The sequence below is a fragment of the Nocardia sp. NPDC052566 genome, from assembly GCF_044547285.1.
In the GTDB taxonomy this organism is placed as follows: Bacteria; Actinomycetota; Actinomycetes; order Mycobacteriales; family Mycobacteriaceae; genus Nocardia.
On record NZ_JBIUAF010000001.1, the window covers coordinates 1,652,245 to 1,664,149 of the forward strand.

General features: G+C 67.7%; 10 protein-coding genes. 4 read left to right on the forward strand and 6 right to left on the reverse strand.

What is annotated here, in order from left to right:
- Positions 1 to 78: 78 nt before the first annotated feature.
- The gene (locus tag ACIG5A_RS06855) at positions 79 to 1,992 is read left to right on the forward strand and encodes a M61 family metallopeptidase (RefSeq protein WP_397238845.1); all 1,914 of its coding nucleotides are present in this window, start codon (positions 79 to 81) and stop codon (positions 1,990 to 1,992) included.
- A gap of 49 nt (positions 1,993 to 2,041) precedes the next feature.
- Here the strand turns inward: ACIG5A_RS06855 and helR are convergent, their stop codons facing one another.
- The 3 genes from helR to ACIG5A_RS06870 all read right to left on the reverse strand — a co-directional run bounded on the left by helR (position 2,042) and on the right by ACIG5A_RS06870 (position 5,733).
- The gene (gene helR / locus ACIG5A_RS06860) at positions 2,042 to 4,252 is read right to left on the reverse strand and encodes an RNA polymerase recycling motor ATPase HelR (protein WP_397238543.1); all 2,211 of its coding nucleotides are present in this window, start codon (positions 4,250 to 4,252) and stop codon (positions 2,042 to 2,044) included.
- Positions 4,253 to 4,589: 337 nt separating this feature from the next.
- Positions 4,590 to 5,339, reverse strand: a complete 750-nt coding sequence (locus ACIG5A_RS06865) for a class I SAM-dependent methyltransferase (protein WP_397238545.1) — start codon at positions 5,337 to 5,339, stop codon at positions 4,590 to 4,592.
- Between the two features lies 1 nt (position 5,340).
- Entirely contained in the window at positions 5,341 to 5,733 is a 393-nt protein-coding gene (locus tag ACIG5A_RS06870; RefSeq protein WP_397238547.1) for a nuclear transport factor 2 family protein, read from the reverse strand.
- Between the two features lie 302 nt (positions 5,734 to 6,035).
- On the opposite strand from ACIG5A_RS06870, the gene ACIG5A_RS06875 reads away from it, so the two are divergent.
- Positions 6,036 to 7,358 (forward strand): family 1 glycosylhydrolase, encoded by a 1,323-nt coding sequence (locus tag ACIG5A_RS06875; protein ID WP_397238549.1) that lies wholly within the window; start codon positions 6,036 to 6,038, stop codon positions 7,356 to 7,358.
- Positions 7,359 to 7,456: 98 nt separating this feature from the next.
- The gene (locus tag ACIG5A_RS06880; protein WP_397238551.1) at positions 7,457 to 7,837 is read left to right on the forward strand and encodes a hypothetical protein; all 381 of its coding nucleotides are present in this window, start codon (positions 7,457 to 7,459) and stop codon (positions 7,835 to 7,837) included.
- Positions 7,838 to 7,856: 19 nt separating this feature from the next.
- On the opposite strand, the gene ACIG5A_RS06885 is transcribed toward ACIG5A_RS06880, so the two are convergent.
- Positions 7,857 to 8,333: a nitroreductase family deazaflavin-dependent oxidoreductase gene (locus ACIG5A_RS06885; protein ID WP_397238553.1), complete on the reverse strand. Its 477-nt coding sequence runs from the start codon at positions 8,331 to 8,333 to the stop codon at positions 7,857 to 7,859.
- Positions 8,334 to 8,610: 277 nt separating this feature from the next.
- Between ACIG5A_RS06885 and ACIG5A_RS06890 the strand changes: the two genes are divergently transcribed.
- A complete protein-coding gene (locus tag ACIG5A_RS06890) occupies positions 8,611 to 9,843 on the forward strand; it encodes a thioredoxin family protein (RefSeq protein WP_397238555.1) in 1,233 nt (410 codons plus the stop codon).
- Positions 9,844 to 9,904: 61 nt separating this feature from the next.
- Here ACIG5A_RS06890 and ACIG5A_RS06895 read toward each other — a convergent pair whose 3' ends face one another.
- The gene (locus ACIG5A_RS06895) at positions 9,905 to 10,810 is read right to left on the reverse strand and encodes a DMT family transporter (RefSeq protein WP_397238557.1); all 906 of its coding nucleotides are present in this window, start codon (positions 10,808 to 10,810) and stop codon (positions 9,905 to 9,907) included.
- A complete protein-coding gene (locus ACIG5A_RS06900) occupies positions 10,807 to 11,811 on the reverse strand; it encodes a fatty acid desaturase family protein (RefSeq protein WP_397238559.1) in 1,005 nt (334 codons plus the stop codon). Before ACIG5A_RS06900 ends, ACIG5A_RS06895 begins: the two co-directional genes overlap by 4 nt.
- Between the last annotated feature and the right edge of the window lie 94 nt (positions 11,812 to 11,905).

The window sequence follows — 11,905 nt, forward strand, 5'->3', positions numbered from 1 at the left end:
TTGGCCGATGAACACCAGCCGAGGGCGGGCATTACGGGTATTCGTGGTGTCGACAGGATCGTCTGGGTGACTCGGGGAGTGTCGTTGTCCAAAATTCGTATCATCGGCGCGGTTGGCGTTGTCGTTCTTCTTCTCCTGGCAGGCTCGCTCTACTTCGGCTTCCGCGACAAGCCCGATGAAGCGCGGGCGAATCAGAAACCGATCTCGGTGGCGGTCGACGTGACCGATCTGCCGCAGCGCGTGATTCAGGTGAAACAGACGATCCCCGTTCAGCCGGGCGAGGTGAAGTTACTTTTTCCGCAGTGGTTGCCGGGCAACCACTCTCCGTCCGGTCCGATCGACAAGATCGCGGGCATCACCTTCTCCAGCAGCGAGAACAAGCTGGAGTGGAAGCGTGATCCGCTGAACGTGTATGCGTTCACGGTTACCGTGCCCGACGGCGTGGAATCAATCGACGCGAGCTTCCAGTACCTCACCCCCACCGATGCCACGCAAGGGCGCGTGGTGATGACGCCGAATATGCTGAATTTGCAGTGGAATGCCGTGGTCCTCTATCCGGCCGGTGTTCCCGCCAGTGACATTCCCTTCGTCGCGAGCGTTACCTACCCGCCGGGATTCGAGGCCGGAACCGCGCTGGAGGTCGCGGGCAAGAACGGCGACACCGTGAATTACAAGCCTGTTCCGTTGGACATCCTCGTCGATTCGCCCGTGTACGCGGGGCGCTATCACAAGGAGTTCGACCTGGCTCCCGGCGCGAAAACCCCGGTGCGGCTGCAAGTGTTCGCGGACGCGCCGGAGCAGCTCGAAGCCAAGCCCGAGCACATCGAGCTGCACCGGGCTCTCGTGCAACAGGCCGTGAAACTGTACGGTTCACAGCACTACGACCACTACGACTTCCTGCTGTCGTTGTCGAAGCAGCTCAGCTCCAACGGATTGGAACACCAGCGATCCAGCGAGAACGGCCAGCCCACGGACTATTTCACCGGGTGGAACCCCGAGGTCGGCAGCGCCGATCTGCTCGGGCACGAGTACACCCATTCCTGGAACGGCAAGTTCCGACGCCCGGCAGACCTGTGGACACCCAACTACAACGTCCCGATGCAAGACAGCCTGTTGTGGGTCTACGAGGGACAGACGCAGTATTGGGGCAACGTGCTCACCGGCCGGTCCGGCTTGCGATCCGCGGAAATCTCTCGTGATGCGCTGGCTTCGGTAGTCGCCACCTACACCGATAACCGGCTCGGACTCACCTGGCGCAGTGTGCAGGACACCACCAACGATCCCATCATCGCTCAGCGGCGTCCGAAGCCGTATCGGTCGTGGCAGCTCAGCGAGGACTACTACCAGGGCGGGCAACTGGTGTGGCTCGGGGTGGACGCGCGTATCCGCGAACTGTCGGGGAATACGAAGTCACTCGATGATTTCGCGCGCGCGTTCTTCGGTGTCGACGACAGTAAGTGGATGTCGCAGAACACCTACGACTTCGACGACGTCGTCTCGACACTGAACGGCGTTGTCCCCGACGATTGGGCGAAGTACCTGCGCGATCGCATCGACGGAAAGGTACCGTTCGCCTCGAGTGTCGAGAAGACGGGGTGGAAGTTGGTCTACGACAACAACCCGGGCGCCTTGCTCACCGCGCAGCGGAAAGACGCCGAGGGCGCCGTCAACTACACCTACTCGATCGGTCTCAACCTCTCCGGTGAAGGCAAGGTCACCGACGTGCGCTGGGACGGACCCGCGTTCAAGGCAAAGGTCGGCTCCGGGATGACGGTGGTTTCGGTCAACGACGCCCCCTATTCCCAAGCCACGATGGAAGCCGCGATCGAGGCGGCCAAGACAGACCCCGCACCGATCCGCTTGCAGGTCAAAGACTTCGATCAGACACGGACCATCGAACTGGACTATCACGACGGCCTCCGTTACCCGCACCTGCAGCGCATCGACGGCACCCCGGACTACCTCACCCAGATCCTGGCCGCGCGGAACTAGCGCCACTGCTCTGCCTGGCGTCCGTGGACGCCAGGCAGAGCAGCATCCGTCAGTGCACCGGCGCCTCGATCTCCGCGAGACCACTCAGCGACGGCGGCAGTGGGCTCCGGTGGACGACGCCGAGGCGCTGGGTGGCGCGGGTGAGAGCGACATACAGCTCGGCCGCGCCGCGCGGACCGTCGGCGAGGATCCGATCCGGATCGACGACCAGGACGGCATCGTATTCCAGGCCCTTGGTTTCCGAGGCGGCTACCGCACCGGGCACGTCCGGGGGCCCGATGACCACGCTCGTTCCTTCGCGGCCAGCTTCGTTGCGGACGAATTCGTCGATGACAGTGGACAATTCGTCGTCGGTGATGTGTCGCGACCACGGCTGCACGCCGCATGAACGCACCGATTCCGGCGGCGTGACGGTGGGGGCGAAATCGGCCAGGACCGCGGCGGCGACGGACATGATCTCCGCCGGGGTGCGGTAGTTCACAGTCAGCGACCGATATATCCAGCGGCCGGGGACATACGGGTCGAACATGGTGTCCCACGACCGGGCGCCGCCCGCGGACCGGCGCTGGGCCAGATCGCCGACCACCGTGAACGACCGGCTCGGGCAGCGCCGCATCAGCACCCGCCAATCCATTTCCGACAGTTCCTGCGCCTCGTCGACCACGATGTGCCGGTAGGTCCAATCCCGGTCCGCGGCAGCGCGTTCGGCGAGTTCGCGGGTGTCGCGCTCGACGAAACGGTCGGCGAGATCCTCGGCGTAGAGCAAGTCCGAGGCGATCAGGTGATCCTCGTCGTCCATCAGGTCCTCGCGCTTGACGAGGGTGTCCATCGCACCCGCGGCGTACTCGACCTCGGCCCGCCGTTCCCGCGCGGCGGCCTGCTCGGCGGCACGGTCCGCGTCCTTGTCGCGGCCGAGCAGATCGACGAGCTCGTCGAGCAGCGGCAGATCCGACACCGTCCATGCCGCACCGTCGGTGCGCGACAGCGCCGCGCCCGCACCCGCGGCACGCAACCGCTCCGGTGACGAATACAGCTGCGCCAGTACCGTTTCCGGCGTCAGAATCGGCCAGAGCTCATCGAGCACGGCGGTGAACGTCGCGTTCTCGGCGAGCTCTTCGATCAGGTCGGCGCGCATCTGCTCCCACGCCTCACGGTCCGACCTGGTCAGCCAGCCCTTCCCGATCCGCGCGATCGCCCGCTCGGTCAGTACGTAGGTGATGATCTCGCGGAACACCGACCGCGCCGCGTTGTGCGGCTGCCCGCTCGCCCGCGCCTCCTCCCTGGCCCATTCGGCGGTCTCGGCATCGATGCGCACCGTCACATCCGCCAGTTCGATCTCCACCGGTCGCTGCGGCAACCGCTGCCGATCGGCGACCGCCGCCGCGAGCACCTCCAGGATCTTCAGCGAACCCTTCAGCCGCGCGGCCTCTTCGCCGTCCTCGGCGGTGACGCGCAGCCCCGGCACGAAATCGCCCGTCGTCATGAACACCACGTTCGACTCGCCCAGCGACGGCAGCACCCGCGCGATGTGGTTCAGGAACGCCGGATTCGGCCCGACCACGAGCACACCGTGGCGTTCCATCCGCTCGCGCTGGGTGTAGAGCAGGTAGGCGACCCGATGCAGCGCCACCACCGTCTTGCCGGTGCCGGGACCGCCCTCGATCACCATCACCCCGGCGTGCTCGTGGCGGATGATCTCGTCCTGTTCGGCCTGGATCGTCGCCACGATGTCGCGCATGCCTGCACCGCGCGGCGCGTTGACCGCCGCGAGCAGCGCCGCGTCCCCGCGGTCGGCGGCACCGGGACGCCCGAGCACCTCATCGGTGAAATCGACCACCTGCCGCCCGCGCGAATGGAACTGGCGGCGCCGACTCATGTTCTCCGGGTTCGCGGCGGTGGCCACGTAGAACGGGCGCGCCGCGGGCGCCCGCCAGTCCAGCAGCAGCGGCTCGTACTCGTCGTCCTCGTCGAAAATGCCGATGCGGCCGATGTAGGACCGCTCGCCGGTCAGGGTGTCCAACCGGCCGAAGCACAGCCCGCTGTCGGCGATATCCAGCCGCTTGGCCTCCTTGGCCAGCGCACGCACCTCGACGTCCCGGTCGACGAGCGTGCCGCCGGTACTGCGCAGCGCCGCGCTGTAGTTGCCCTTCACCCGCGCACGCTCGGCGTCGAGGCGCTCGTACAGCCCGGCCACATAGTCACGCTCGGACCGCAATTCGTCGTCGTACCCCTGCGACACAGCACCCGCATGCTCGGTCATACCCACACTCCTTCACATCCCTCGGCCACCGCGTCGAACCGCCCGCCTCCACGGGATTCGGTCCAGGCCGATGATTGTGCGGTACGACCGGGGCCTTGCCGCAAGTCCCCGGGTGCGTTATAAGTTGGAAGGGGAAAATGGTGAGTACTCCCGTCCCCTACCTTGTCTGCCCAGTTCAGCCGCTCGAGTTCGATTCGTCGTCGAGTTCACGACGCCATCCCCGCGCGGGCGGCACTATGACGAACACCGCAGTCCACCCTCGACCTTCCGGCCGCGACCGCACCTGCCGCTTGCGCCGGACACCGTCGGCCGCTCGATGGTCGCTCCCGTCGCGGGCTCACGACGACAGGTCGGCGATGACGAGGCGATAGCCGAGATCGAGGGCGGGCTCGTCGAGCAGATCGGCGTAGCGGGTGTGCCAGGCGCCGGTGTCGAGGTCGGTGCGCAGGCGGGACAGGCCCTCGCGCAGCAGCGGTTCGGGGGTGAGGGCGAACATCGACATGCCCGCGCGGACAGTGCCGTCGAGGTAGGCGTGCGGGCGGCGCCAGAACGCGCCGCCGAACCCGTCGACGCAGTCGTGCGGCACCGGCACCGGCACGGTCGTCGACTCCCCGAGCAACGCGGTCAGATCCGGCAGGGGGACCGCGATTTTCGCGTCGGTGTCGGCCGCGGCCGGGAAATAGTCGCGCAGCAGCCAGAATTCGCGGCACACCAGGTGATCCCAGGTGAGAACGACCACGCGGCGGCGGGCGATGCGCCGCAACTCGGCGATACCGCGCGCGAGATCACGCCAGTGGTGGATGGTGAGCACCGCCAGCGCGGCATCGACGGCGTCGCTGCCGATCGGCAGATCCTCGGCGACCGCGCGCACCGCCGGTGCGCGGCCCGCCGGGCGCTGCTCGATCATCACCCGGCTCGGCTCCACGGCGAGCACGGTCCGGTCCGGCTCGTAGGAACCCGTGCCCGCACCGATATTGGCGACCGAATCCATGCCGCGCAGTGCGTCGGCGATCGTCGCGGCGATCCGCGGATCGGGTTGCCTGGTGCGCGCGTAGGTGCGGCCGGTGCGGTCGTAGATGGCGGTCATGTCACTCCACGATCGGGCGCGGCTGGTCGAGATAGTCGTGCGACTCGACGATGAGGCCGTCGCGCACCCGCCAGACGAAGCAGGCCGCCATCTCGAACGACTCACCGTCGCTGCCGATTCCGTCGTAGACGAATTCGCCGATCACCCGCTCCGGGTCGGCGCCCTCGTGCACGACCAGATCGCGCGCGGACAGCTTCATCCCGAATCCGGCCAGCTCGGCGAAGTGCTGACACAGCGCGTCGCGCCCGCGCAGCAGCGCCGACGCGCCACGGGCGAAGGGGTGGCGCACCACCGCGTCCTCGGCGTACAGCTCGGGCAGTTCGGCCCACTTCCCGGCCTGCACACTCGACAGGTAGGTGCGCAGAACGGTCTGCGGACTGTCGTATCCACCCATCGCGAGCACCCTTCTGCTGGTCGCAGGCGCCTGCCGCCGCGCACGGTGTCGATCCTGCCCGAGCGGTCCGCCGTCATCAATAGCAGCGATCGCAAATGCCTTGGCAGGCAAGGCCGTAGCCGATACCACCGACCCGGGCCCGCGCTCGACGGCGGACGGCGCACAGCTGCGACACGCGCGCACCTACCCCAGTTTCGGCAATTCTCTAGTTACGCTTCTGATCAACCGCTATCGATGGCCGACCGTCGAGGTCCTGCGCGCTTTGCGCTGCGTCAACAGCGCCGTTTCGGAACAGGAGTTCGATGCGACCACTGAATCGCCGACGGGCCATGGCCACACTGGGGGCTGCTGCCGCGTTGCTGATCCCCGGTGTCGGTGCGCCCCGCGCCGCCGCCCGGATCCGGCCGCCGCTGGGTGACGAATTCCTGTGGGGCGTTGCCGCGTCCGGATTCCAGTCCGAGGGCCACGCGCCCGACAGCAACTGGACCCGCTACATCGCCTCCGGCGCCGTCGAGGAGTACCGCGACTCGGTCGACTTCTTCACCCGCTACCGCTCCGATATCGACCTGGCCGCCCGCCTCGGCGCCCGCGTCTATCGCATCGGCATCGAATGGGCCAGACTCCAGCCACAGCCGGAAGGCTGGGACGACACCGCATTCCAGTTCTACGACGACGTGATCGCCAACATCTACGCCGCGGGCATGCGCCCGATGCTCACCCTGGACCACTGGGTGTATCCGGGCTGGGCGCATCAGCGCGGCGGCTGGCGCAACCAGGGCATGGTCGAGGACTGGCTGGTGAACGCGCGCACCGTGGTCAACCGCTACGCCTCCCGCAATCCGCTGTGGGTCACCTTCAACGAACCGGTTGCCTACATCGGCACCGAATTGCGCATCGGCGCCATCAGCCCGGCCGAGGCGCCCGCGATGCTGGACCGAATCGCGCAGGCGCACAACGAGATCTACGATGTCATCCACCGCTACCGGCCCGACGCCCAGGTCACGAGCAATGTCGGCTACGTCGCGGGCGCGGAGACCGAGGTGAACGGGCCGCTGATGGACAAGATCTCGGCCAAACTCGACTTCCTCGGCGTCGACTACTATTTCGCGCCGCTGCCGGAGACCAACCAGGCGGTGCAGGGCGGCACGGCGGGCGGGCCGCCGATGTGGGAGCTGCCGGTGCACCCCGAGGGCATCTACTACGCGCTGCGCCACTACCATCGGCTCTACCCGGATCGCCCGCTGTATGTCGTGGAGAACGGGATCCCCACCGAGAACGGGCAGCCGCGCCCCGACGGCTACGCACGCGCCGATCACCTGCGCGACACCGTCTACTGGTTGCAGCGCGCCAGGGCCGAGGGCATGAACCTCATCGGATACAACTACTGGAGCCTCACCGACAACTACGAATGGGGTTCCTACACACCACGTTTCGGCCTCTACACGGTGGACGTCGCGACCGATGCGACGCTGGCGCGCAACCCCACCGACGCGGTCGAGGCCTACCGGCGCATCATCGCCGACGGCGGTGTCCCCGCCGACTACCGGCCCACCCGCGCCCCCGCACCGTGCGGCGAGGTCGACCCGCCCGAGAGCTGCGCGGAGCCGATCGGCGTCGCGAGTTGATATTCACTGTCCCCCAACAGGTTCCATTACGCGCACTACACTGAGCGGGGACCGCCGGTCCGCGGGGGACGGCGGCGAGCCGAACAAGGACGGGCAGCATGGCGATACGAGGAAACCCAGCCAACCACTACGTACTCAGCGGCGGTGTCGACGGCATCGTCGACACGTCGAGCCTCCACGGCAAACCGAACATCACCCTGCGCGTCGGCGGGAACGAAGTCGCCGAGGTGGAACTGCTCGACACCGAGATCGGCCTCGAGATCACCGGCATCATCGACGCCAAGCCCGACCTCTTCGTCGAATACCTGCGGCTGCTGCTGCCGCGGGTCAACGTCCACGACGGCGCGGTGGAGTTCGCCGGGCTGGCGGTCCGCATCCGGTCCGCGACCACGATCGGTGGTCCAGACCTGGTCCAGGGTGCGGTCGAGTCGTATCAGGCCGTTCCGGTCGCCGGGCAGGCCGACGCCGTGGAGTTCTGAGCTGCGGCGTCTTGACGCCTCAGTCGCGGCGCAGTTCGAAGATGCGGAATTCGCGATAGCCCGACAGCGCGTGCTCCATCTCGTAACCGGGCCAGAATTCGACGGCCAGATCCCACAGGCGTTTGCGCTCGACACCGGTGATCTCGGTGACGGTCACCTCGAACCGCTCACCGCGATGGCGCACGCTCGCCGTGCTCGCGGCGCGCAGATTGGCCGACCACACCGGATGTTTCGGGTCACCCCAATTCGACCCGATGATCAGGAACGCCTCGCCGTACGGCACATACAGCAACGAGGTGGTGCGCGCGATACCGGTCTTACGCCCCGCCACCGTGATCTCGATCGACGGCAGCCCCGCCAGATCGAGCACACCCTTACGCCCCTTGGTGACGCGCCGGATGACCCGCTCCACCGGCACCACGACCGGCGACATCCCCATCACCCACGGCTGCTGCGCGAGCCGGCGAGCAAACGCGGGCAGCGGATTCGACACCATGCACGAATCCTGGCAGAAAATGTCGGTCGGCGAGCAATCGAGCGGCGATGGTGAGAGCACCGTCACTCGCCGCCCCGGCGTGGCAGCCAAATATTCAGTGCCACTGGATAACTCGCGTCGACACCGGGGATGGACCGTACCGTTCGGCGCGCCGCGGCGCGTGGATGCCCGGAATATCCGGTTGCCGGGGCTGTCACAGCTGGATTCAATGGATTCGAGGGGATCTCGACCAGTCGATCGGCCACCGCACGCACCCGAACGAAGGACGACACCTACCATGCCCACACCTACCTCCGCCGTCCGAGCGGTCGACGCCGACGAGTTCGACAAAGCGCTCGCCGACGACAGCACACCACTGCTCGTCGACTTCACCGCCTCCTGGTGTCCGCCGTGCCACGCGCTGGCCCCGCACCTCGACCGCTTCGCCGACGCCGAACGCGACCGCATCCGGGTGGTCTCCGTCGACGTCGACGAGAACCCCACCATCGCCGAACGGTATTCGGTGCACGCCATGCCGACGCTGATCCTGATCCAGCACGGCGCGCCGGTACTGGAGTGGGCGGGCCCGTCCACCCTCGAACCGCTCACCGCCATCCTCGACGCGGTCCTCGCCGCACCGGACACCGCACCCAAACCGCGCGCACCAGAACCGGCCGCGCGCACGATCCGCTTGCCTGGCGCACCGGACGTCACCGTCGATCTGCTCGCCCGCGAGAAGTCCGCGACCGCCGAGACCACCACCGTGCTCGACCTGCCCGCCGGAGCGCGGCTCATTCTGCGCGGACAGGACGCGAACCTCGACGCACTCACCGACCTCGCCCCGGACGCGGTGAACACCCTGATGATCGCGCGAACTCCCATGCGCGCCAACGAGATCGACAAGCTCCTGCACCTGACCGGCCTCGGCGCCCTCTACCTGTTCGACACCGGGATCGACGCCGAAGGGATAGCCCGCCTCACCGGATTGACCGCCCTGCGCCACCTCGAGATCAGAAACAACCCGCAAACAGGCGAGCCCGCCGACCCCGCCGCCCTCACCACCCTGCGACTCGCCCTGCCGCACACCACCATCAACGGCACCTGGGCCCGCCCCGACCTGATCGCCCTACTGCCCCAGCCCGGCACCGACGACGAACCCGCGGCACCGGAAGTAGCCCCCGAGGAAACCCCACCGGTCACCGTGGCGCTGCGCGCCCGCCGCCACACCCCCGACCGGGCCACCGCCTACCTCACCCTGCACATCGCCGACGGCTACCACCTCAACGCCCCCGGCACCGACAACGGCCTGCCGATCACCATCGACACCGCCCCCGACACCGGCTGGCACATCGACGAATCCACCTACCCCGCAACCGAAGACGCCCACCTCACCGGCACCACGCTCATCGCCGTCGACCTGACCGGTGCCGCCGCGGATCTCACCCTGAACATCCGCCTGCAAGCCTGCCGCGACGACACCTGCTTCACTCCGACCACCCACACCGCCCACTGCGCAGTCACACCCCGCTGACAATCGGCATCCAGGCAAGTCGGTCGCCAATCAGTGTCGACAAGGCTGGAGCAGCGCCCGTTCAGTCGGGCGGACGCGGTCGGCGAGCTCCCCGGGCGGCGAAAACCACCCCGGCGCCGACTATCGCGGCGCCCGCGAACCGTAGTGGTGAGCTCTCCGAGACGCCGAGGAGCACTCCGGTGAGCAGGGCGCAGACGGGCACTACCCCGGCGAAGGCGCCGGCCGTTTCTACCGGAATTCGGTCCAGCGCGGCATACCACAGGGTGAAGGCGCCGGCCGATGCCGCGACGGCCAGGTAGCCGATCGCCATCGATTCCGCGGCCGTGGGCAGGCGCAGGGTGGGAAGTTCGCTGGCCAGTGCGACGATCCCACACAGCACCGCTCCTGCCGTCGCGGCGTAGGTGGCGGTGGCCTTGGCGCCGATATCGCGCACCAGAGGGATCGCGACGAGGGAGAAGGCGCATTCTCCCGCGAGGGCGCCTGCCGCGAGGAGCAACCCGATCGGGTCGTCGGCGGAGCCGGACCACTGGACGACGACCGCACCCGTGGTCACTATCGCGGCGGCCGCCAGTGCGCGCACCGACGGTGATCTCCCCGCGACGAGAGGGCCGAAGAGAGCGAGGACGACCGGGACCGCGCCGATGACGGCGCCCGCGACGCCCGCGTCGACCCGTCGTAGCGCAAGTACCAGGCAGATGTTGAAGCCTGCCAGGCCGGTCGCGCCCAGCACGATGATCCTGGCGAGCTGCGACAGGTCGACTCTGGGCAGTTGCCTTCGGAAACAGGCCGCGAGTAGCGCGGCGGCGATGCCGTACCTGATGGCCTGGCCGGTCATGATGGGAAACGTGGTCAGCGCCGTTGTCGCGGCGATCGCGGAACCCACCGCGACACTCGAACCCAGGGCGAGCACGGTCCCGAGCCAGGCTCCGGAACGTTGTTCGGCGGCCCGGGACACACCGAGGCTCATGCGATTTCGCTCGGATCCGTCTGGCACAGAGCGCGCACCGGGCAGGCGCCGCTGTGCTCACATGGTTGCGGATGACGGGATCGCAGCTCCGCCAGCCGCTCTGGCCGCAGGACGTCCTGGATGACCGAGGGGCGGCACTGGCGGCGGGCGAACACGAACCCGTCGCAGTGGTGCGCCCGCTGGTAGGACGGCACCGCCTGCAAGCTGCGATGCAGGCGGCCGATCCGATAGTGCGGCACCACCAGGTACAGGTGGTGTGCCAGATGCCAATTCGAATGGTGTGGCGCGAGGAACTGGCGGACCGGCCAGGATGCGTCCCAGCTCCGCGTCGCCTGCCAGGGATCGTCCGAGCGCAGCCCGGCGTGGTCGGCGATATCGCTCCAGTACCGCAGCACCTGGTACACCGTGGCGTACGGCACCACCCACAGCAGTAGGAAGTCGAGACCGGCGCCCGCCAGGACGAAGCTCGCGGACACGGCCACCAGGAACAGCACACGAAGGCGCGTCTCCCTGCGGTCTTCGTCGCGCCCGAGCAGATCCGCACTCACCTGATACGGAACATGGGCCAGCAGTAGAGGTTTCAGCAGGTGTTTGCGGACGAACTGTTTCATGTCGCGGGGGTTCACCAGCCCGAGGCGCAGATAGCCGAGCAACTTCGGGTCACGGCGGTCGTCCCAGAGGTGGCGGTGATGTTCACAGTGCGAGCAGGTATAGGCCGACAGGCCGGAGAACAGCGGCCAGGCGATGAAGATCCGGCCGAGCCAGGTGTTCGCCGGGCCGTTCCGGGTCAGCTTCAAATGGCTCGCCTCGTGCATGAGACTGCGCAGCGCGCGCTGCCTGCCCGCGATGACGACCACCCCGGCCAGATACACCAGCGGCTGATAGTGGGTGACCAGGACGGCGACGGCCACACCGAGAATGACCGACCAGTCGACGCAGAGGCCGAGCGGCCCGTGCCAGTTGTCCCGGTCGTTGTGAATATCTTTGATGACTTCTTTCACTTCGGGAGAGAGCTCCCGTTTGAATCCACCGCTCGCCGCCCGCGAAGCTCGGCACCGGCGCTGAACTCTGTCTTCCTGTGGCATTACCGCGTAT

What these genes read in the sequence shown, in the direction of transcription:
- helR (WP_397238543.1), bottom strand. Translation starts at nt 4,252, where the DNA reads ATGACCGAGCATGCGGGTGCTGTGTCGCAGGGGTACGACGACGAATTG.
- ACIG5A_RS06865 (WP_397238545.1), bottom strand. Translation starts at nt 5,339, where the DNA reads ATGACCGCCATCTACGACCGCACCGGCCGCACCTACGCGCGCACCAGG.
- ACIG5A_RS06870 (WP_397238547.1), bottom strand. Translation starts at nt 5,733, where the DNA reads ATGGGTGGATACGACAGTCCGCAGACCGTTCTGCGCACCTACCTGTCG.
- ACIG5A_RS06875 (WP_397238549.1), top strand. Translation starts at nt 6,036, where the DNA reads ATGCGACCACTGAATCGCCGACGGGCCATGGCCACACTGGGGGCTGCT.
- ACIG5A_RS06880 (WP_397238551.1), top strand. Translation starts at nt 7,457, where the DNA reads ATGGCGATACGAGGAAACCCAGCCAACCACTACGTACTCAGCGGCGGT.
- ACIG5A_RS06885 (WP_397238553.1), bottom strand. Translation starts at nt 8,333, where the DNA reads ATGGTGTCGAATCCGCTGCCCGCGTTTGCTCGCCGGCTCGCGCAGCAG.
- ACIG5A_RS06890 (WP_397238555.1), top strand. Translation starts at nt 8,611, where the DNA reads ATGCCCACACCTACCTCCGCCGTCCGAGCGGTCGACGCCGACGAGTTC.
- ACIG5A_RS06895 (WP_397238557.1), bottom strand. Translation starts at nt 10,810, where the DNA reads ATGAGCCTCGGTGTGTCCCGGGCCGCCGAACAACGTTCCGGAGCCTGG.